14 protein-coding genes are annotated in these 21,770 nt (G+C 62.0%); 5 read left to right on the top strand and 9 right to left on the bottom strand.

Features of this window, described 5'->3' with window-relative positions; genetic code table 11:
* Window positions 1-165 precede the first annotated feature (165 nt).
* Entirely contained in the window at window positions 166-6,450 is a 6,285-nt protein-coding gene (locus BUE15_RS04220; protein ID WP_073281443.1) for an alpha-2-macroglobulin family protein, read from the bottom strand.
* Window positions 6,451-6,910: 460 nt separating this feature from the next.
* Here BUE15_RS04220 and BUE15_RS04215 point away from each other — a divergent pair, with 460 nt between their 5' ends.
* The gene (locus BUE15_RS04215) at window positions 6,911-7,624 is read left to right on the top strand and encodes a porin family protein (protein ID WP_084548808.1); all 714 of its coding nucleotides are present in this window, start codon (window positions 6,911-6,913) and stop codon (window positions 7,622-7,624) included.
* A gap of 71 nt (window positions 7,625-7,695) precedes the next feature.
* Here the strand turns inward: BUE15_RS04215 and BUE15_RS04210 are convergent, their stop codons facing one another.
* Window positions 7,696-8,280, bottom strand: a complete 585-nt coding sequence (locus tag BUE15_RS04210) for a DinB family protein (RefSeq protein WP_073281441.1) — start codon at window positions 8,278-8,280, stop codon at window positions 7,696-7,698.
* Between the two features lie 326 nt (window positions 8,281-8,606).
* Here BUE15_RS04210 and BUE15_RS04205 point away from each other — a divergent pair, with 326 nt between their 5' ends.
* Window positions 8,607-9,659, top strand: a complete 1,053-nt coding sequence (locus tag BUE15_RS04205; RefSeq protein ID WP_170865185.1) for a ComEA family DNA-binding protein — start codon at window positions 8,607-8,609, stop codon at window positions 9,657-9,659.
* A gap of 107 nt (window positions 9,660-9,766) precedes the next feature.
* The gene (locus tag BUE15_RS04200) at window positions 9,767-10,636 is read left to right on the top strand and encodes a hypothetical protein (protein WP_073281440.1); all 870 of its coding nucleotides are present in this window, start codon (window positions 9,767-9,769) and stop codon (window positions 10,634-10,636) included.
* 90 nt (window positions 10,637-10,726) lie between these two features.
* Here BUE15_RS04200 and BUE15_RS04195 read toward each other — a convergent pair whose 3' ends face one another.
* Entirely contained in the window at window positions 10,727-12,073 is a 1,347-nt protein-coding gene (locus BUE15_RS04195; RefSeq protein WP_073281439.1) for a hypothetical protein, read from the bottom strand.
* 435 nt (window positions 12,074-12,508) lie between these two features.
* On the opposite strand from BUE15_RS04195, the gene BUE15_RS04190 reads away from it, so the two are divergent.
* A complete protein-coding gene (locus BUE15_RS04190) occupies window positions 12,509-12,709 on the top strand; it encodes a cold-shock protein (protein WP_073281438.1) in 201 nt (66 codons plus the stop codon).
* Window positions 12,710-12,790: 81 nt separating this feature from the next.
* Here BUE15_RS04190 and BUE15_RS04185 read toward each other — a convergent pair whose 3' ends face one another.
* Complete coding sequence (locus BUE15_RS04185; protein WP_073281437.1) at window positions 12,791-13,279, bottom strand: gliding motility lipoprotein GldH; 489 nt, start codon at window positions 13,277-13,279, stop codon at window positions 12,791-12,793.
* A 17-nt stretch (window positions 13,280-13,296) separates the two neighbouring features.
* Entirely contained in the window at window positions 13,297-14,910 is a 1,614-nt protein-coding gene (locus BUE15_RS04180) for a PSP1 domain-containing protein (protein ID WP_084548806.1), read from the bottom strand.
* A gap of 442 nt (window positions 14,911-15,352) precedes the next feature.
* Here BUE15_RS04180 and BUE15_RS04175 point away from each other — a divergent pair, with 442 nt between their 5' ends.
* On the top strand, window positions 15,353-16,111 hold the full coding sequence (locus tag BUE15_RS04175) for a M57 family metalloprotease (RefSeq protein WP_244535871.1): 759 nt from the start codon (window positions 15,353-15,355) through the stop codon (window positions 16,109-16,111).
* A 282-nt stretch (window positions 16,112-16,393) separates the two neighbouring features.
* Here BUE15_RS04175 and BUE15_RS04170 read toward each other — a convergent pair whose 3' ends face one another.
* The 4 genes from BUE15_RS04170 to BUE15_RS04155 all read right to left on the bottom strand — a co-directional run bounded on the left by BUE15_RS04170 (window position 16,394) and on the right by BUE15_RS04155 (window position 21,680).
* Window positions 16,394-19,024 (bottom strand): S8 family serine peptidase, encoded by a 2,631-nt coding sequence (locus BUE15_RS04170; protein ID WP_084548805.1) that lies wholly within the window; start codon window positions 19,022-19,024, stop codon window positions 16,394-16,396.
* Window positions 19,025-19,320: 296 nt separating this feature from the next.
* Entirely contained in the window at window positions 19,321-20,196 is an 876-nt protein-coding gene (locus tag BUE15_RS04165) for an NHL repeat-containing protein (RefSeq protein WP_073281434.1), read from the bottom strand.
* Between the two features lie 52 nt (window positions 20,197-20,248).
* Window positions 20,249-21,049 carry a UDP-2,3-diacylglucosamine diphosphatase gene (locus tag BUE15_RS04160; RefSeq protein ID WP_073281433.1) on the bottom strand — a complete coding sequence of 267 codons (801 nt, stop codon included), beginning with the start codon at window positions 21,047-21,049 and terminating at the stop codon, window positions 20,249-20,251.
* Window positions 21,015-21,680 (bottom strand): LutC/YkgG family protein, encoded by a 666-nt coding sequence (locus BUE15_RS04155; RefSeq protein WP_073281432.1) that lies wholly within the window; start codon window positions 21,678-21,680, stop codon window positions 21,015-21,017. Before BUE15_RS04155 ends, BUE15_RS04160 begins: the two co-directional genes overlap by 35 nt.
* Window positions 21,681-21,770 lie beyond the last annotated feature (90 nt).

Raw genomic sequence — 21,770 nt, 5'->3', positions numbered from 1 at the left:
CACTTCATTTTGGGCTGAAAGGAACCACAAAGCTACCAATCGCCTGCCGCAAACTCAACGCCAAACGCAAGTGAATCTGGCGTAAAGCTCTTTCCGTCACCTCAGAGCGGTATTTGGTCGGCAAAAAAGCAGGGTTCCGTTTCTATATAATTTCCGGCCCAAGCCTTAGCGCATCCCCTCAATCTGCACCCGGGTGCCAGCCGAATGGGTGGTGAATTCGGGAGCGTAGAGGCACTGCAGCTGCGAGAGGCCACCCGAAAAATTGCCGGCCTGCGCGGCCCGCAGGCGGTACTCGAAGGTGTGGGTGCCCTTGGGGAAATAGCTGATGAAAAAGTTAGTGGCCGCGTCGCGGGGGCTCTCGTAGTAGCCCAGGCCGCTCTGGTAGCGGTAGCCCGAAGTCTGGCCGATGAGCTCGAGGCCGGCAGCGCGCTGGTCTTTCAGGTGCACGTACTCCAGGTCCCGGTCGGAGCGCAGCACGAGGCGTACCACCAGCACGTCGCCGACACGCAGGGGGGTAGTGGCCGTGAGGCGTTCCAGCGTGGGGCCGCCGGCGGTGCGCTGCTCGCGGTAGAGCTGGCGCTCCAGCTGCAGACCGGTAGCGGCAGGAGTAATCTTATCCAGCTGCTCGAAATACTGCCAGTAGAGCGCCCCCCAGGCCACGCCCGCGTCGGTTTTCTGCACCGTGACTTTGCCCTGAGCAGGCTTGATTTCAGCGGCCGGGAAGGTGGTTTTGTAGTAGCCGGTGCCGGCCTGCTGAGTGGCAGGCGTCACGGGCTTCCCTCCTACCGTCACCTGCACGGGGTGGGTAGGCTGCAGCCAGTTGGTGCCGCGCAGCAGCAGGGCGTAGCAGGCATCGGCGGTGGCGCGGGTGCTTTCCCAGTTCTGGGTGTGCTTCTGCTGAAGCAGCCAGAGCTTCATTTCATCCACCGATTTCTGGTCGCTCAGCACTTCATCAAACGCCTCGATGAGAGTGGCCTGGGTTTCGGTGGGAGCCTCGCGCCAGTAGTAGCCGCCGCGCACTTCCTTCCAGTACATGCCCAGTTCCGGCGAGTGCAGCGCGTTTTCGGAAAGGGCCGTCAGGATAGTTTTCACGGCGGCGGGCTGCGCTTTCTGGCGGTGCAGGGCCAGGGCCGTCTGGGCCTGGAGGTAGCGGGTTTGGGCTTTCCAGTAGGTAGCGGCCTGCTGCTGGTAGTAGGCCAGTGCCGGCTGCGCGGCTTTCGATATTGCCTCCGTCGGCCAGAAGCTGCGGGCGTACAGGGCCTGCACCTGCATATCGGATACGTGCTGCTGCTTGAGGTCCACTTTCGGCTGTTTGCGTAGCTCGGTGTAGTCGCGCTGCAGCTGGGTGTCGAGGTAGATCAGTGCATTGTTGACGATTTGCTGGGCCTGCTCGTCCTTCTGCACATCCAGCGCGCCCAGCTTCTGCAGCTTGCCGAAGCCGGCCACGATAAGCTGGGTGATGTACCGGTCGTCGGGCATGCGCTCGAACCACGGGAAGGCCCCGTTGGGCTGCTGCATCTGGAGCAGCTTGGCGAGGGCACGACTGGTTTCGGCCTTGAGACGCGGCTCATCAAACAGCTCGGTGAGGCGGCGCATCCGCTCCGTGTCCGACTGCGCATCGCGCACCCAGGGCGTTTCCTGGAGCAGCAGGCTTTTCAGCTCCTGGTTCTGTTCCAGCTTGCTCGTGAGGGCGCCAGAGCTAACAGAACCGTCGCCGGCATCGGCGGCGCGCTTCCACTCGGCCAGTGTGGTGCGCAGCTGCGGGGTGCTCTGCAGAATTTTGGCGGCCAGCAGGTTGGCGTAGAGGCGACTGAACACCTGCTCGGAGCACTCGTAGGGGTACTCCATGAGGTAGGGCAGTGCCTGCACGGCATACCACGCGGGGTTCTGGGTCATTTCCAGCGTGAGCGAGTAGTTGCGGCGCGTAGGCGGGGTAGTGCTGGTGAGCTTCTTCAACTCGAACTCGCGCGTGGCCGGACCCACCACAGGCAGCGGCAGACTCTCGGTGACAAGCAGGCGATTCGGCAGCACGGGCAGCGTGTTTTCCTCGCCATCGGAAACGGTTCCTAGTTGCTGGCTGCTAATGGCTGATTTGCTCTGGCGGCGCTGCTTGCGTTGCTCCTTCTTATCCTGGCCCGACAGCTGCCCCGATGCCACCACGCGGTAGGTAATGGCTTCGAGTGGCACCTGACCTTCGGCGGTTTCCGGAATCTGCAGGCTCCAGCTCACGGCGCTGCTCTGGTTGGCTTTCAGGCTGAATTTCAGTTGGGCAGCCCCTTTTAGCAGCTTGCTTTCCAGGGGCTGCTGGGTGCGGGCATCGAGCAGGAACAGCTGGGCGCTGCCGCTTAGGGGTGCCTCGGTGAGGTTGCTGAGCTTGGCGCTGAGCGTGAGCTGGTCGCCTTCGCGGAAGAAGCGCGGGGCGTTGGGCGTCACTTGCAGCTGCTTTTGCGTCACCAGCTCGCGCTGCAGCAGACCGGAATGCAGTTGCTGGTCGTGGGCCAGGGCCAGCAGCTGCCAGCGCGTCACGGCTTCGGGCATCTGGAATTCCAGCACGGTTTCGCCTTGGGCGTTGGTGCGCAGCTCGGGCAGCCAGAAAGCCGTTTCGCGGAAATCTTTGCGGGCTTGGACGTTGGAAAGGTCGGGTTGAGTTGATTTGGGAGGTTCCGCACCCGCTACTACAACTTCGTTGAGTTGAGCAGAGTCGGCCATCTTGCGCATGGCCATCTGTGGTGCCGGCGCCGCTGTACTTGCCATTACGCGGCCGGCAATACCACCGGCGGCGTTGCCGTATGCTTTTCTTTCTACCACTTCCTCTACCGCCTTATTTCCTTCGCCTTCCAGGCCGCCACCCGTGTCCTCGCCCATGAAGCCCCACATATTCAGGTGAGGATAGCGCATAGCCCCAAACGACCCGGCAGTTGCATTCCCGTCAAACAGCTCATACGACTCCTGCGTCCCAAACCGGCCATTCCAGGCCAGCAGAGCGGGATAATACGGCTTCGGAAACTCCAGTTCCGTGAAGGAGTGCGCCCGGAAAACGTCCAGGGACTTGTCGTAGAGGGTGGCCAGCAGCTCGGCGTTGGCGGGCTGGCCGGCGGTGTTATGAATCGTGACGCGCCAGGTTTCCTTCTGGCCGGGCTGCAGCTTGTCGCGGAAGGAGGCAATGCTGAGCACCAGCGGCGCGGGCGGCGTGGCTACCTGCACGGTGGCAGTGTGGGTGTAGAGGCGGTTGTCGCGCACCTGCGTGAGGTGGGCGTACAGCGGCGCTCCGTCCAGCGCGGCCGTGGTCGGCACTTCGATGACGCGCTGCTCGCCGGCGGCCAGGGTCAGCCACTCGCGGCGCAGGGTTTCGCCTTTGGCTTCCACTTCCAGCAGCACACGGGCGCCAGCTTCGGAGCTACCCACCAGAAAACGCACGGCCTGGCCCGGCGCTACGCTGTCCTGGAGGTTCACGAACCAGCTGGGGGTAGGGATGGGCAGAGTCTTCGCCTGCGTTGAATAGAGGGTGAACACCTGCTCCGTTTTGGCGGGCGGCGTAGAGGCTGGCGCGGTGGCAGTGGCTTCCAGCACGTAGCGGCCGGGCTGCTGGCTGCTCAGGGCCTTCGCTATTTCGGGCAGCAGCGGACTTTTTTCGGTGTTGAAGTCCTGGGTGAGGACCAGCGTGCGGGCCCAGGTGCTGTCGTTGTCCTGGCGGGCGTAAGCATCGAGCGGGAACTGGCGCCGGAACTCCTCCGGGCTCAGCGCCTCCAGCTCGGGCCGTTCCCAGGCGCGCGGACGCAGGGCGCGAGCGGGCGGCGTGAGGCGGTAGAGGCGCAGCTGGCCCTGGGCAGACATAGCCTCGCCGGTGGCGTTGGTGCTGAGCAGCTGCAACGCGGGTAGCTTTTCCCGGTTCAGCAGCTCAGGCACTTCCAGGCGCAGACTCAGGGCGTTGGTGCCGAGGCTGACCGACTGCTGGCCGGTGCGGGTTTCGCCGGCCGCGTCGGTCACGTCGGCCGTTACCTCGAACACGTAGCCGGGGTTCCAGGGGCCGCGCCTGGCCGCGCCCAGGTCCTCCCCTTTCGCCACAAATTTCACCACGAAGCCGCCGGCCGAATCGGTCTGGGCGGTGCCGTTGAGGATTTCCACTTCCGGCCGGCCCTGGTTGCCGTACAGGCTGCGGTAGCTCATCCCGAACATCGGCCAGAACGTGCGGCGCACCACGCGGTATTGTACCGTGGCCCCGTCGATGGGCTGGCCGGCGTAGGCGGTGGCTTTGCCGCGCACGGTTACTTCCTGCCCCAGCACGGGCGTACCGGTTACAGGCTCAAAGGCCACCTGGAACGTGGGCCGCTTGTAGTCCTCCACCGCGAAATCCTGGCTACCATACACCGTCTGCAGTGACATCTGTCCGTTCAACAAACCAGTTGGCAGAATGAAAGAGCCGTGGAAAGAGCCAAAATCCGAGGTGATAAAATCGAGGGACTTAACTGTCTGCCCGTTCACGTCCTTTAAGTCAACCGAAATGCCATGCTTTGTGAAAGGTCGTGCCACACCCTCCCGCACTTCCGCCAAAATCCCTTTGAAATATACCGTCTGGCCGGGCCGGTAGATGGCGCGGTCAGTGAACAGGAAAAGATTGTAGCGAGGCTGCTCGGCTTCGGGGTTGCGGGGGCGCCGGGGGTAGTAGCCACCCACATTTTCAACCAGCAGCGAGTCGCGGCCCAGCGTGAGGAACAGGTTGCTGAGCTGCACATTTTCACCGGTTTGCGGACCCTGCGCAATTTGCGCCTGGCCTTCGGCATTGGTCGTCAGCACGTCGCCGCGGCGCTGCTTGTACTGGCGCGCTTTCTGGTCGTAGTATTGATACAGGGGCCGCACCCGCACTCCGGCCAGCGGCTGCCCGCTCTGCCGGTGCAGCACCAGCAGGCCGGTGCCGTCGGGCGTGCTGCGCCGTACCTGGCTCAGCTCGCTCACATCCAGGAAGGAATGCGCCGTGATGACGCCGGCCCGCTCCTTGGTCGGATTTTCGTCGGTGGTGCTTATCACGATGACGTAGTGGCCGAGCGGCAAAGCCGGGCCAGCGTACTGCACGGAGTGACCTTTGTAGTCGGCCGGAGCGGGCACGTTCAGCATCCAGGCCGCGGCGGGCTTGCCGGCCAGGGCGCGGGCAAACGTCTTCTGGAAGCTGTAGTTCTGCGCGTCTTCGGCGGTGCCGGGCTCGGAAAGCCGGACATTGTAGGCGTTGCTCACCCGATACGCTTTGGCGTAGAGCCGGGCCACGTTGCGCACCTGCAGCTTCAGCAGCCACGACTGGCCGGGCAGCACCGTTTCCTCGGTCGTGAAGCTGACTTCAACCTGCTCAATGCTTTGCCGCAGCGCCCGGGCCTGCGCCGCCCCGCGTGACTTCGAAAAGCGCTTTTCGGCTTCCAGCGCCAGGGCACGGGCTCGTATGGCGTTGGTTTCCTGCTCAAGGGAAGCCTGCTCAAACATAAACCGCGTGACGATGGGCAACGCCGCGTAGGTAGTGGCCGCCTGGCTTAGCGCGGCGCGGTAGAGCTCATCTTTATTGGGCAGCTCGCTGTGCTGGTGCACGAAGCGCAGGCGGGCCAGGTCCACGTCAGCCAGGGCGGCGGGGTTGGCGGCATCCTGCAGCCGGAACGTGGTGAGCTGCTGCAGCACCTGCAACACATGAAACTGACCGTTGAGCGAATCGGCCGGCGGTGCAATCAGCTTCAGGCGGGCAAAGGCAGCGGCCGGGCCGAACAGCGCGGCTTCCTTCAACTCAAACTGCTCGGCGGGCTTCGTGATATAGTATTCATCGTTGCCGAGGCCCTCGATGGCGCGGCGGGCCAGCACGTCGTAGAGCGTAGGCACCAGGGCGCGGCTTTCGGCGTCGCCGCCCGTTACGGCGTAGCCCAGGGCCGCCAGTTTCAGCTGCTGCAGCTTCCGGGGCTCGTCGGCCAGGGAGGCGCGGTAGTGGCTGATAACGGCGCTGCCGAGGCGGGCGGCATCCCAGGTGCGGATATCGGCCCGGCTGGCGTCGGCGGGGTCAGCGGTGGCCTGGGTGGTGCGGTCGTAGAGCTGGTAGCGGTGCTGCTGGTAGTAGTTGGCGTAGAGCCGGGCCAGCAGGCTGTGCAGGATGGGCCGGGCCGGAAACTGCGCGGTTTTCAGGTCGGCTTCCACCAGCGCAATGGCCTGCACATCAGACTCTTCCTCCCTGGCTTCCAGCAGCCGCAGCTTGTAGAGCAAAGCCCGCAGATACTCCGGCGCGTCCTGGCGCTGGCGGGCCTGCTTATACAGCGGCTCCAGCAGCTTGGCCGCGGAAGCCGTCTGGTCTTTGGCCAGCAACTGGTCGATTTTCTTCCAGGTGGCGGCGTTGGCTTTGCCACCGTTGCCGGGCGGGGTGGGCTGCGAGGAACCGGCGGTGAACAACATCAGCAGGGCGAGTAAGCTAAACAGGAAAGGACGCATAGGCTCAAAACGAGTGCAGAAGGCAAGTTGGTAAAATTCAGATGCCCTCCCCGCGCAGATTCCATACGCGTCTGCCCGATTTTGCGAATTATTCTTTCCGGAAAAACCCTGGGTTATTTCTTCAGCACCATATCTGAAATCCGAAATCCTCCCCTTAGCTTTGCATCCGAATAGTGCCTGCCACTCACCCTACCATCTAGCTATCAGAACGTAAGCTCTTTCCCACGCAACCCCTCCCTATACAATTATCCGGCTACGGCCACCCGTTTATGTTCTTCTAAATAGTTGCGGCACTATGCTTGCTACGCCCACCGGCAAGGTGGCCCTTCTTTCTTACTTCCTGACTGCATTTCTGCGCCTGCGAGCGGTGCTTGCCCATGCTCCTGCGCGGCGTCCTGCCGGGTTATAACCGAGTTCTTTTTCATCATCCAATCTTTCACACTCCCCCTTTTCCACACGTATGAAATCAATCCTACTAAAAGGTTTGCTGGCCTCTGCCCTGCTGGTAGCTGGTGCTGGCACCGCGCAGGCTCAGGTAACTATCGGTCCTCGTCTGGGTCTCAATCTGGCTAACATCAAGGCCGATATTGAAGATGCCGAAGACATTGACACCAAAATGAAGGCCGGCGCGCAGGCAGGTATCACCATCAACGCGCAATTTGGCAACGTGGCATTCCAGCCTTCGCTGATGTTCTCGCAAAAGGGCTTCAAAATCAAGGAGTCGATGACGGAAACCTTCGCGGGCGAAACAATTTCGATTGACTCCGAAATGGACGCCGCCCTCAATTACCTCGACATTCCGCTGAACTTTGTGTATACGACCGGGGGCGACAATGGCTTCCAGATTTTTGCCGGACCGTACGTTGGCATCGGGCTGGGAGGCAAGGTTAAAGCCAAAGTGAAAGGCTCGGTAAGTGGCCAAAGCTTTTCTAACACCGAAAGCACGTCGGTGAAGTTTGCCAACGAGGAAGGCGACGACGATAAGCTCTACCTACGTCGCATCAATGCGGGCCTGAATGGCGGCATCGGCTACAAAGCCGGTCCGTTTCAGGTGCAGGCCGGCTACGCCCTGGGTCTGACCAACATGCTGCCCAAAAATGACTACGACGACAACAGCAGCTTCAAAGACCGTACGCTTCAGTTTTCTGTGAACTACTTCTTCGCCACCAAGTAGGCACCGTTCCGCATAAAAAAGCCTGACTTCTTCCCGGAGTCAGGCTTTTTTATGCGTTGGCAGTGAGCAGGTCAGGCGGCGGTTGGGGGGCGGCTGTCGAGTACTCGCTCGGCCTGTGCTACGTGCCGCCGGATGTGCACTACCAGCATCTCGGCTACATCGGTAAGGCGGGGCCAGAGCAGCGGAATAATTGGGTTGGGAATGCGCACAGCATTGGCGTTGACCTGCCGGGCCTGCTCCAGCAGGTTTGTCAGCTCATCAAGCTGCCGGCTGAACACCTCCACCACCGTGCGGGGCAGGCGCGAACCACTGGGGGCAAACTGCTGCGGGGTTTTCATGGGTTTCTGCGTGGGCGGCGTGCGCAAGGCTTCCGTCATTCTGCGCCCGATGTAGCCGTGCTTCACGGTGCCGGCCGGCTTGCTGCCGCGCTCCTTGGCCTGCTTCAGCTTGCGCGTGATGGTGGGCAGATACAGCCCTCCCACAATATTGAGGTGCTCCAGGCACTGCCCCACGCTCCATTTATCGGGCGAGGGCCGCCGGTTCAGCTGGTCGTCGGAGAGAGGCCGGAAGCGTTGATGCGTTATCTCGCGCAGGGCGGCCAGCTCGGCAGTCAGGCCATCAAAAAACGCGGTTGTATTGGTAGCGGGCTGGCTCATGGCGAGGATAGACGGAAGGGAAAGTGCCGTAACGGCGCGTAATGATACGGGCCCATAACGGATTCGGCAATTACGCAGGCAACGCCCGCCGGGATTCGTGCCGGCGTAACGGCGCTGCAAGGTACCGGCTCCTGCACCGGTCCGCCCTTTCTGCCAGCTGGTTTGCCCTGGTTTCCGGCAGTTGCTTCTGCTGCTGCAGCCGTGCTCCTGCCAGACTGTTTGCGGCGGAACGGGACGGCAGAAAGTGGTTTTTTGCTTGTCAGGTATTTCTGGTATACTGCTTTCGTTATCCAGCCTATTTCAGTCGATTCGTTTTTCTGTTACGTATGGCGTCTTCTACCCGCCCCGCCAAACCGGCGGCCCGCTCCACGGGTTTTCTACAGTCTCTGCATGTTGCCCGGCGCCGCTATTTTGGCTTTTCGCGCCGCGAAACCTCTGGGTTTGTCGTGCTGCTGGCCTTGCTGGTGCTACTCCTGTTTGCGCCCACGCTGTTGCGGCCCCACCTGCCCTCCTACCAGCCTGCCGCCGACCGCCAGCACCTAAACCAATGGGCAGCGGAGCTGGCCGCCCAACGCCAGCCCCGACCAGCATATGGCAGCCGCTACCCCAAGCGCACCTATGCGGCCAGGCCGCACGTGCCACAGGTTGCCCTCGCTCCGTTCGACCCCAACTTATTTTCGGCTACCGACTGGCAGGCGCGCGGGCTGCCGGCCTGGCTGGGCGAGCGGCTGGTGAAGTACCGGGATGCCGTGGGCGGATTCCGGGCCAAAGAGCAGCTGCGCCGCGCCTACGGCCTCTCCGACACAACGTATGCCCGGCTGGCGCCCTACATCCAACTGCCTGAGCAGCTGTCGGCCCGGGAAGCCCGCACGTATGCCGGCCGCAGCCCCGATGGCGCTGGTAGCCGCTTCGCAGGCAAGTCCTTCGCTGAGGCAACCCCCTCTAAGTACACCCGCAAGCCGCGCAACCTGCAGCCGTTCGACCTCAATGTGGCCGATACGACGCAGCTGATGCGGATCCGGGGAATCGGGCGGGGGCTTTCGGCGCGGGTAGTGGAGTACCGGCAGCGGCTGGGCGGCTTCCGCAGCGCCAGTCAGCTGGCCGAGCTCTACAGCCTGCGCGACGCGCCCGACCTGGTGGACAGCCTGCGCAAGTACACCTTCGTGCGCCCGGATTTCGCGCCGGCCGGGGTTGATGTCAATAATGCGTCCTTTGAAACGCTGCAGGCCCATCCGTACGTGGGCAAGCGCCTGGCGCGCGTACTGGTAGCGTTTCGGCAGCAGCACGGCCCCTTCCGCCAGCCCGCTGACCTACGCCAGATCCGTATTCTGGACGAGGCCACGTATGAGCGGCTGCTGCCTTATCTGGTGCTTCGGTAAGCCGGGGCGGCGGGCCGCCTGCTGATGGCAGCGCGGCCGCAGGGCTCGTACGCCGCGCTAACCATCCGGGCGCGGGGGCGTAACACAGGGCACCAACCCTTGTGCTTATGCTGTTTTTACTGCGCGACAAACTGTTTCCGGCCCTCGTTTTTCTGCAATCCGTGATTTGTGGCTGTGGCAACAGCGACGGGCGAGGCGACTTTTCGCGTGTATCGGAGCAGTATACCGTGACGCAGACCGGCAAAATACGCAAGGGCACTGTGGGCGAAAGCTCGGGCTTTGCGCTGGCCGACAAATACGGCAGCCTGTGGACTCACGGCGACGGGGGCAGCGCGGCGGCGCTGTTTAAAGTAACCCCCGAGGGCGACCTGCTGCAAACCCTGAACCTGAACCCGCTCGTCAATATCGACTGGGAAGACCTGGCGCGGGACCCCGAGGGACGTATTTACATCGGCGACTTCGGCAACAACCAGAACAAGCGCCGCAACCTGTGCATCTACCGGCTCAGCGGTTCCGATCTGCGCCAGGTAGACACCATCCGGTTCAGCTACCCCGACCAGCGCCGCTTTCCGCCCCGCAAAACGGCCCGCAACTTCGATTGCGAGGCCTTCTTCTACCGCCAGGATAGTTTGTATCTGTTCACCAAAAACCGGGGCAACAGCAAGTATGTGAAGATGTACGCGCTGCCTGCCCGCCCCGGCCGGCACGTGGCCACGCTGCTCGACAGTATCCGCGTCAATACCTGGGTTACCTCGGCCGATATAAGCCCCGATGGCCTTACGGTGGCGCTGCTGGGCTACGGCCACATCTATCTGGTGGAGCGCCAGCCCGGCCGCCGCCTCTTCGACGGGTCCAAAAGCTGCCTCCCGATTGCCAGCACCGGCCAGGCCGAAGCGCTGGCTTTCATCAACAACACTGATTTTGTGTTCAGCAACGAGAAAGGGCGCATCTATCTGGCCAAGAAGAAACCCAGATAGTTACTCGCTTGCTTTCCAAGACCCACAAAAAGGGCCCCACTGATGCAGTGGAGCCCTTTTGCCTTTTGTATAACGTCGTAGAGCTTCTACCTACTCGTCGTCGCGGCCACGGTTGCGGCGCGGGGCCGAGCCGTAGTCCGGCTCGTCTGAATTGCGGTATTGCTCGCGCCGGTCCTGGCCATAGTTGCGGCTCTGGTCGTGCCGGTCGTAGTCGCCGCGGGCAGGTGAGCCGCTACGGCTGTTGCGGTTCGGTGAATCATACTCATCGTTGTAGGATCCTCCGCGGGAGCCATAGCCCTGGCCGGAATTGCCGCCGTAGCTGCCGCCGGTATAGCCGTTGCGGTTTTCCGGAGCATCGCCCCAGGAGCCGCGGCCCTGCTGCCCGCCTGGCCGGCCACCGTCCTGGTAGCGGCCGGCTTCGTCGTGGCCGTAGCCGCGCTGCTGGTAGCCGTACGCGTCGCGCTGGCCGCGGTAGTTGCTTTGGTCAGAATGGCCCTGGTTGTCATAGCCCCCTCGCGACGAGCGGGAATCTTCATTCTGATTGCGGCCCTGGTTGCCGTAATACTGCTGGCCGTAACCGGCGTTGCGGCTGTCGTAGTGGCTACCCCCCGAGGAGTTGCCGTAGTCGTTGCTGTAGCCCTGGCCACGGCCATAGCCCGAGCCATTATCGTTGGGGTAGCGCTCCGAGCGGCTCTGGTCGGCGCGGCCGTAGTCGTTGTCGCGGCTCTGGTAGTCGCGGCTCTGATAGTTGCCGGTAGTGTAGCCGCCGTTTCCGTAGGGCCGGTCGTTGCCACGCTGGCCGTAGTCGTCCTGGAGGCGCCCCCCAAAGTTGCCCTGGCCGTAGCCGCCCCGGTCCTGCGGTCCATCATAGCCCCGCGAGTCGTAGTCCTGGCGGCCCGAGTAGCCGCCGCGCGGGCCGTAGTCCTGGCGGTTATAGTCGTCCGGCCGGCGGTCAGAATACTGCCCGCCGTATCCGCCCTGGCTGCGGGGGTCCTCGTGGCCATAGCGGCCGCGGCCGTCATAGGCACGGTACGAGTTTTGGTCGGGCCCGGAGTGGCCGCCATACCCCCGGTCGTCGTTGTAGTAGCCGCTGCGGTTGTAGTCGTTGGTTTCGCGGTACTGATTGCCGTAGCCGCCCTGCGTGTTGCCCGGGCCGTGGGTACCAAACTCGCCGCGACTGGCCCCGCTGTTCTGGTTTTCCTGGCGGTCGGCGTCCTGGTAGCTGTCCTGGGTGCTGCTGATATCGTAGTTAGAGCCCTTGCTGCCGACTATCGAGCTTTTATTGTTGGCGCTTTGCTTGCCGCCAGCAGCGCTGGTTTTGCGGCTTCCGGATGCAGAGCCGGCGGCCGCAGACTTCCGGGACGCGGCCGAAGCTGTGCTGCCAGAAGAAGCTTTGCCCGTGCTGCCCTGCCCCATGCTGGTTTCGGAGGCGGCCAACGATGTGCTGGAGGATGCTTCTCCAGTTGCGCCATCTGAGGCTCCGGGGCGCGCGGGCTCGTTTCTGGCCGCTGAAGGCTGGCTCTGGGTTCCTGCACGGCTGCCTTGGGCAGTTGCCTGGTTTGTGGAGGCGGGGTTGCTGGCGCTGTTTTGCGGAGTCGTGTTTTGTGGGGTTTTATCTTCGGTTGCCATGGGAATTAGAAAATTAGAGGAGGGAAGAACTGCTTGCGCCCCAAACTATACGCGCAGTTTTCGCGCATTGTTTGTTTGAGCCAGCCTGCCCAATTCCGGCAGCCGCCTGACTATCAGCACCGCTGCGGCTGCTTTCCGGGCCCCTGTCCCTCCCATTTTCAGCCCCCGGTAAATCGATTATTCGAAATACCCCTTAGATTTACCAGCGTCTTTCCACATTTCCACAACAACATCAGGTCTTCTATGAAAACGGGAAAAGTAAAGTTCTTCAACGAGTCGAAGGGCTTCGGTTTTATCATCCAGGACGAAAACAACCAGGATATCTTTGTACATCAAACCGGTTTGATTCACGAAATCCGCGAAAACGACCGGGTTTCATTTGAAGTAATCGAAGGCAAAAAAGGCCTGAATGCGGTAAAGGTTGAGCGTATTGCCGCTGTTTAGCTAACCCTACGCCCACGTATACAAAAGCCCCTCCGGCACTGCTGCCAGAGGGGCTTTCTGTTGCCTGACAAGCCAGGCGGGCTAGGGCTTGGCGGGCGCGGCCTGAGCCACGCGCACGCCCACGGCCATCAGGCCCGGCAGCTGGTTTTGGCGCATATACTGCTCCAGCACTATCGTGTAGGTGCCGGCGTGCCGGAACTTCTGATTGGGCAGGGCTAAAAACTGATGGTCGTAGATGTCGCCGGTGCCACTGCCGCGGGGCTCGCCGGTTTGCGGGTCCATCAGCAACATCTGGTGCAGCAGCTGCGAAACCGGCTTGCCGGCCGGGTCGGTCAGCGTGTGCTTCAGGTACAGATTGTAGTAGCCATAGGCAGAGGCATTGCGCACGTTGAAGTACACATCGTAGCGCTGCGTGGTATCGGCAATATCGAAGGTGAAAGCAGGCTTCTGGCGCACCGACCAAGTGTAGCCCTCGAAATCCACATTTTTCTCGTAGATCTGGCCTTCGTCGCAGGCGGTAAGTCCGGCGGCTAATGCCAGCAGCGGCAACAAACGAAACAGCTTAAGCATACAACAAAACTCTAGTATCAGGAAGCAGACGGAGCAGCAGGAGCGGCACCAGCGGCCCCGCTTTCGGGCCGGCGGCCCCCACGGCGGCTGCGGCCACCCTCACGCGGGGTATTTTCGGCTCTGCCCTCAGACGCCGGGCGGCTGCCTGCCTCGCCTGCGCCGGAACTGCCCCGGGCACCACGCCGCTCGTTGCCGGTCCGGCCGCTGCGCGGTTCGGTGCTGCCCTCAGCAGCACTGCGCCGGCCTTCGCCACGGCCCCCTTCTGCTCGGCTGCCACCTTCCGCAGCATTGCCGGAGCGGTTGCGGTTGTTACGGCGGTTGAGGGGCCGAGCGGCGGCGCCACGTGGCCGGCGTGCTTCCTCCCCACTTGCGGCAGATTCCGGAGCCGCGGCGGGTGTATCTGGTGCTGCCTCCGAGGCGGCTGCGCGCGTGGCCGCTGGGCGCCCGGAAGCGCCTCCCCGCGGCGCCAATGCACGCTCGTCTGTAGCGCCTTCCGGCTTGGCCTTTTTCTTGGTGCGCTTCACGCGCTTGCCAGCCTTGATTTTATCGTCAAGGCGTTCGAGGGAGCCCTCCACAATGGCCGTTACGTCGGGCGCTTTTTCTTCTTCGCGCACGGCTACCAGCAGCGTGTCCACTTTCTCCCCGCGCTTATTCAGCTCCTGCACTTCGCGCACCCGGTCTGTGGTCAGCACTACCCAGTTGTTGTCGCCCCGGATGGCAAACCACATTTTGCGCCGGAAGATGTCGGTTTTCTGCAGCACATACTCACCCTTCTCCGTGAGCAACGGGCGCTGTACCTGCGGAATGTCCTTGAGGGCGTCGAGGTAGGTGTCGAGCTCGTAGTTGAGGCAGCATTTCAGGCGCCCGCACTGCCCCGAGAGCTTAGCCGGGTTGAGGCTCAGATTCTGGTAGCGGGCCGCCGTAGTGCTGACGCTCTTGAAATCGGTGAGCCAGGTGGAGCAGCACAGCTCCCGGCCGCACACCCCGATGCCGCCGAGACGGCCGGCTTCGTGGCGCAGCGAAATCTGGCGCATTTCCACCCGCACCCGAAACTCGTCGGCCAGGCGCTTGATCAGGTCCCGGAAATCTACCCGGTCTTCGGCAGAGTAAAAGAACGTGGCGCGAGTGCGGTCAGCCTGATACTCCACATCGGAGAGCTTCATTTTCAGGCGCAGCTCGTCCACCACGGTGCGGGCCCGGAACATGGTGCCCGTTTCCAGGTCGCGCACGGCATTCCAGCGCTCTACGTCCTGCTCGGTAGCTATCCGCAGAATGTTGCGAATATCCTTGGAGTCGGTAGGCACTTTCTTCTTTTTCATCTGCAGGCGCACCAGCTCGCCCTTGAGCGAGACGTGGCCCAGGTGCCAGCCGTTGCCGCCGGCTTCTATCACCACTGCGTCGCCGGTGGTGAGGGGCAGGTGGCTGGCGTTGCGGTAGAAGTCCTTGCGGCCGCCTTTAAAGCGGATTTCTACCAGATCAAAGCCTTTGAAGTCACTGGGCGTATCCAGGTCCTGGAGCCAGTCGAATACATTAAGACGCGTACAGCCGCTGCTACAGCTGCCTTTCGAGCCGCAGCCCGTGGCAGTTGTGGTAGAGCAGCCGCCGCCGGAGGAGCATGAAGTACAGGCCACTACTAAAGTATCTATATCGTGAAGCGGCGCTGAGGGCCGCTGAAAATCGGTTTCCTACAAAGATACAGAATTCAGGGGCGGAAGAGTTCTGTGCTATTTCGGGCTGGAGCAGCCGGCTAAAACCAACTAGACAGTGGCTATCCGCCTCTGCACCCAGTGAAAATTCCTGGTATGAAAATTTCACTTTATCTATTTAACGAAAACCTTCATTAATCCTTCACTATTGGCTTTTTTCCTGATTCAATACGGGAATATGAACTCAACAGTAAAAAGTCAAAACGTATATAATTATGACAATCAAACTGTTGACTTATTGATATATCATTAATAAATGCCTAGTTTTTCGACGTAATTGATCCTTTCCACAACCAAACCAACCAAAAATTCCCCCATGAAAGCAACCCGTTTATTCACCCCAGTAGCACTGCTTGTCGGCGCGGCCATGTCTTTGTCATCTTGCGAGAAAAAGCAGGAAGTGGTGGCAAAAAATGAAATTTCCGAAGAAACCATCGGTCAGATCAGCGCGCTTGGCTTTAGCGCCAAAGACGCCCAGAAAGTTGAGAACGGCTATCTGGTGGAAGGCGACATAGTGCTGACCAACGAGATGCTCAACAGCAAGCCTGACTACACCATGATGCGAGTGGGCCAGGACGAGCAGTACCGCACCACGAACCTGGTGACCGGTCTGCCCCGCAACATCACCATCCGGGTTTCTTCTACGCTGCCCTCGGCTTATGTGACGGCAACCGACGAGCTGATCCGGCGCTACAACGCGCAGAACCTGCGCATTACGTTTAGCCGCGTAGCTTCTACCTCCTCGGCTAACATCACGCTCACCAAAGCTCCTTCGGGCGCCGGTTACCTGGCTTCCGCAGGCTTCCCCTCCGGTGGCAACCCCTACAGCCAGGTGCTGGTAAACTCTACGGCACTGGGCACCGCCAACGCCAGCACGTACATAGCCACTGTACTGGCGCACGAAGTGGGCCACTGCATCGGGTTCCGCCACACCGACTACATGGGCCGGCAGTATAGCTGCGGCGGCTCGGCCGTGAACGAAGGTGCCAGCTCCGTTGGTGCTATCCTCATCCCCGGCACACCGTCGGGCCCCGACCCAAGCTCGTGGATGCTGGCATGCATCGGCAGCGGCGCCAACCGTCCGTTCAACACGAACGACCGTACCGCGCTTAACTACGTGTACTAGCGTTTAGGTAGCTCCCGGTGTACAACCGCCGGGAGCTATTCGCTTCATACAACAACCCCTCCGGCCCATACGAGCCGGAGGGGTTGTTTTTTGTTATAGGCGTATAAGCCAGGCAATTGCTGCTTGGAGTTCATCTGCAACTCAGCGTATCTGTCCACGACAGAAGGACCAGTAACACGGCAGAATGCGCAGAGCGTACCGCTAGTATATGCAGAAGGTTGCCGCAGCCTGTAGTGCTCAAGCTGCAAGGCATAGCAGGGCCTGCTACTGCGGGCGCTGCGGCTACTGTATCACGATGCGGCGGGTAAGCTCCGGGGCTGAGCCAGCGCCAATACGCAGCAGATAGGTACCAGGCCGGAGGCCAGCAGTAGGCAACGTGTTGATGGTGCCGGTGGTCGTGGTTTCGAGGAGCAGGCGGCCCAGCGTGTCGAAGAGACGCAGGCGCAGCTCCGTATCGGCCGGCCCGATGATGCTGAGCGGCATGCCGGCCGCCACCGGCACCGGAAACACCAGCACCTCGGCGCGGCTGACCTGAAATACGCTTTCCAGCTGGCTATGGAAAATTCGGCCGTTGGTGTCCTCCAGCTCCAGTCTGTACTGGTTGTAGCCGGGCTGCGCAGTAGCATCTGTAAGCAGGAGCTGTAGCTGCGAAACCGTATTCTGAGCCAACACCGTGCGGAAAGCGCCCTGCTCCAGCCGCTGCAGCCGGAGAGCCCGCAGCCGGAAGGTGCTGCCCAGCTCTACCTGCAGCTGCACCGTGTCTGCCACGGGTTGCCGGGCCACGAACGAGCGTATGTAGCAGTCGAAGCCGGCCGTAGCGAGATTGATAGACGAGCTCCGCTCCGCTTCTTTTCCCGCAAACACCGGAGCTACTGCATACTGCGTGCCCGTCAGGGCGGCACCGGTAAGCACATGGGTGGTATCGGAGGTAAGCTGCAGTGGCTCCAGATGCGTGCGGCCCAGCTGGTAGAGCTGGTACCGGGCCGCCCCCGGCACCCGCGGCCAGTAAATAAGCGCCTCTTCGGGGCAGGTATAGCCGATACTTACTGACAGAGGCCGGGCCAGTGCAAACGTATCAGACACCACTGTACCCGCGCTGGTCACCATCCGCAGCTGCGCCAGTGTTGTGGTGTCGGGAGCTGCCCAGGCAAACGAGCGGGCGGATAAGTCGGCAGCCGAACTGATGCTGCGCCAAGTGCCGCTGCCCACCGGGCGGTATTCCAGCCGACCAGTAGCCGCCGGCCCGGCCCACTGCCAGCGCACCTGTGTAGTAGTGCCGGAACGCACATTGCGGAGCTTGTTGGGGGTCAGCCACTCAAAACCTATATTCAACTCATACGCCACATTAAACGCCTGCGGGCCGGCAGCTACAGTATAGCCGCGCACGGCTATCTGGTAGGTTCCGGGCGCCGGGGCAGTTAGCGTAATCTGCTCTACGTTATTGAGGTGGTCGGGACGACGGCGCGCGGGCAGGGCCAGCGAATCGGGGTGCGGATAGGCACTCAGCGTCCAGGGCTGCCAGCTGGTGCCGTTGCTCGTCAGCAGCACGTCCAGGTCGTTTACCAACGCGCCTGAGGCATTGGCCGCAGCGGCAGGGTCGGTCCAGGCCAGCGTCAGCTTGAGCTGCTGCGTGCCGGGCGGCACCACCAGCGCAAACTGCGTTGCCTGCCCCTGCCCTACGCTGCCCTGAAAATAGCGGCGCTCCAGGATGGTGCGCACGGCGCCCAGCGCATCAGCCTGCCCGAAACCCGACACAAAATCTACTTCCGGCCGGCCGGCATCGTCGGCGCTGTTGATCAGGGCCGCTTTCACCAGCGCTGAGGGCGGCAATGCGCCTGCATTCTGGTCACGGTATGCCTGCTGCGCCAGTAGGCTCATGCCCGACACCAGCGCCGCCGCGTCGGAGGAGCCATCGTCTCCGAAGGCAACCAGCTCGGGTTTCACGCGGCCGTCGTGGGCGGGGCCCCGGGAACTCATAGCCGCAACCTGGCCCAGCGCATCGGTGGCGCCCACGCTCAGGCTGTTTTTCGACATTTTGAACTGCCCCGTCAGGTTAGCCACGTTAGGCAAACCTTGGTAAAGGCCATCGGGACTGGCCTGCGCGCCGGAATTGCCGGACGAAAACACATGGAGCAGCGTGGGATACTGCCGGGCCTGCTCGTCATAAGCCTGCGCTTCCAGACCGTAGTAATTCTCGATACCGGTGCCATAAGAGTGGTTTTGCACACTCACGGCCCGCTGCTGCAGCTCAGGCCCATCGTCGGGCAGCAGGCGGGCGTAGCTGGAAGATGTAATGCTGGCCTGCCAGGCGACACCCCGGCCGGCCGGCGCGGAATTTCCGCCCCCGGCAATGAGAGTGGCCATGGTAGTGGCGTGCGACGAAACCGTGACGGCCGCCGGATCTACGTTTACCAGTCGGCCTCTGAAGTCTATGTCGGTAGCGTCGAGCGGGTTTTCCTTCACTGACACGGTGAGGCCCTGCCCGGCCAGACCGGGGTAGCGGCGGTGCAGCGGCGTTACGCTGTTCACGCTCAGGTCGGCTTGGTTTAGCTGCCGCTCATCATGAGCCGGGCGGTCGGGCACATCCACGAACGTGACCAGCGGGGAAGCCAGCAGCTGCTCAAGCTGCGCGCTGCGTATACCTGATAAAAGAAAGAGTTGCGGCTGACCAGCTTGCGCCTGCACCCGGACGGACGGCAGCGCGCGCCGGAGCCAGTGCCGGAAAGCCGCCACATCAGGCGCCTGGACCCGCACCACTTGCCTAACCGGCACTGCCCGCGACAGGGCTGCTGCCTGCAATGGTGGGGCCAGCTTGGTGGCAGAAACCGCGGGGAGCTGCTGCGCCAGCGCGGGCCCGGCCAACATCAGGGCCACTACACTTCCAACCCAGCTATACGTAGCACGACACGTCATATAGTACAAGCTAATTTCTCCGGGAGCTACTGGCGGAAGTGCGAAGCAGGCTCCTTTTCAAATTTAGGCAAAAACCAATATCCGGCCGGACTGGACTAGCACATTCTAGGCTAAAAAATTATGGCGTATTGTGCCGAAAAGCCCTTTTCCTGCAACCAGCAGCATGCCTGGCTGAAAACCAGACTCTCTGAGATGTACAAATTAGCCATAGCCACGCAGTACCTGCTCCCGCCGGCTCCCAATGCGAAGCGAGAGGCTTTTCTACGGGCCTGGTTGCCCGCGGCATGCATGCCGGCTCACATCCTGTAGACCGAAACTCCGGCGGCTGTGAAGACATACGCGTAGTCTTCCCCCACAAGCACCTGGCGCGCATCTGCGGCTATAGCGGGGGGCAGGGGCAGTGTCCGCTGGCTGAAGGTGTAGAGCTGGAAAAACTGAATTGCCCCGTCTGCCAGGAAATACAACTCGTCGCCGCGGAAGCCGATGGTATTCAGACCCGCAAAAGGCAGCTTTTTGCGGTAATTGCCCAGGTTGTCGAACACGTAGATGCCATTTACGCGGTCTACTAGGTACAGATTGTTCTGGTACTCGCGCAGAAACCGGAAATCGGGGCGGGAGCGGCCAATCAGCAGGTCCAGCGGCGTGGAATGCGTGAAAGTCTTGGCGTTGGCATCGAACTGGCGCAGGGTCAGGTCCGATTCGTTCAGGAGCCAGAGCCGGTCGTCGGGGGCCAGGGTAGCGGCGCGGGCCGTGCCATCGAGCAGATCCAGCAGATTGAACTGGCCCAGCGGCGCCGCAAACCTATCGAGCAACAGAAGCTGCTGCCGGTCGTCGTAAAAAACCAGGATTTTGGTGGTGTTCCAGGCTTCCAGCTGCGCCACATGGCCCGGCTGCGGCGGCGAAAACGTGTTCAGCGCCTGCCCATCGGGCCCATACTGGCGGATATTGTCGCGCGAGTCGGCTACGTAGAGCGTGCCGCGGCGGTCCAGCGAAGCTACGCCCGGCTGCGGCAACGCAATGGTGCGCACCAGCTGCCAGGCTCCGGCCGGATTCGTGGGCTCATCGGCTTTAGCTACCGCCGGTGAGGCAGCGGCCGGTGCCGGCTTGCCGGGCGGCACCACAGAGGCCGGCGTAGGCACCGTCGTTTGGGCAAAAGCACTGGCAAAAGGCAAAAGGCCGAGTAGCCAGAAAAGGCTCCACCAGCGCCGGGCCAGCCGTATAGGTTCAGCTGTGTTTCTGCTCGAAATGCCGCAAGGCCAGAATTTCGCCATCATAGACGCCATAAGAGCAATAATTGACCCACTCGCCAAGGTTGACGTAGCGGCTGCCGGGTGCTACCTCTACGTCGAGCGGCAGGTGGCGGTGGCCGAAGATGTAGTAGTCGTGGTGGAAACGCTGCTCCAGTTCCCGGCAGTACACCAGCAGCCACTCGTCCTCGCCGAAATATTTCGCATCGGCTTCGGCATTCTGAATGCGGCTGTGGCGGCTCCAGCGGTTGGCAATACCGATGCCCAGGTTGGGGTGCAGCCGCGCAAACAGCCACTGCGACACCGACGAGGCAAACACCCGCTTCAGCATCTTGTAGGTGTAGTCCTTCGGCCCCAGCCCGTCGCCGTGCCCGATATGGAACTCGCGCCCGCCAATCAGTTGGCTCACCGGATGCCGCAGAATCGGGATGCCCAGCTCCTTCGTGAAGTAGTCGAACATCCACATGTCGTGGTTGCCGGTGAAGAAAATGATGGGAATGCCCACATCAGTCAGCTCGGCCAGCTTGCCCTGCAGCCGTATAAAGCCCCGCGGAATGGCGTGCTTATACTCAAACCAGAAATCGAAAATATCGCCGAGCAGGTAGATGGCGGCAGCGTCTTTGGCGGCTTCATCGAGCCAGCGCACAATGCGGCGCTCCCGCTCCAGCGAGCGGGCAGCATCGGGGGCACCGAGGTGAAAATCGGAAGCAAAATAGACGCGGCGGCCGGGCGGCAGCGCCAGATCAGGCAGGCGGGGTGGCGGGGTCGGCTTCGTCATCCAACAAAAACAGGGCAATGCCGCGCGGCCCGTGGGCCCCGAGCACGAGGGTCTTTTCAATATCGGCCGTGCGGCTGGGGCCGGTAGTCAGCGAAATCATGGACGGCAGATGGTCGGCGCCGTATTTGGCCTGCGTGCGGCGCAGCGCATCACCAATGTCGGCCACCACCTGCGAGGTGCGCGCAAACACGAGGTGCTGGTCGGGGTAGATGCTCAAACGCCGGCCGCTGCTGCTGGCCGCGCTTACCAGCACGCTGCCCGTGCGGGCTACCAGCGCCTCACAGCTGGTCAGGCCGGCATCAGCGTGGGCCAAGAAGTCGGTTTCGTCGGGCTGAAATACGATGCCGCCGGCATGCAGCAGCTTTTTCAGTTCCGGCTCCCATACAAACAGCCGCTCCAGCTCCTTCTCCTTCTTATAGACAAACAGCTGGTCGTAGAAGTGCTCCTCTGATTCGCAGAAATACAGCTGCCCGCCTACGCGCACAAAGCTTTCGGCAAACGCCACGGCCAGGTCGCCGGTAGCGGCCGGGTGCAGCGGCGCCGTGAAGTCAGGCGCGGCTTTGGGCGGCGTCGGCTCCCGCAACGATTCGCGGATACGGCGCAGGATGATGTCGCGGGATGAGTCGGGCATGGCACAAAGGTACTCTGAAAGCGGCTAGGCTTAAAACTAGCAGAAAGGGGGCATCCCCCAACAAAAAAGCCAGCCCTGGCGGGCTGGCTT

Origin of the sequence: Hymenobacter psychrotolerans DSM 18569 (assembly GCF_900142395.1) — a bacterium.
Classification (GTDB): Bacteria; Bacteroidota; Bacteroidia; order Cytophagales; family Hymenobacteraceae; genus Hymenobacter; species Hymenobacter psychrotolerans.
The sequence above is the reverse complement of the archived record's forward strand: the minus strand, read 5'-3'. Positions and strand labels throughout refer to the sequence as shown.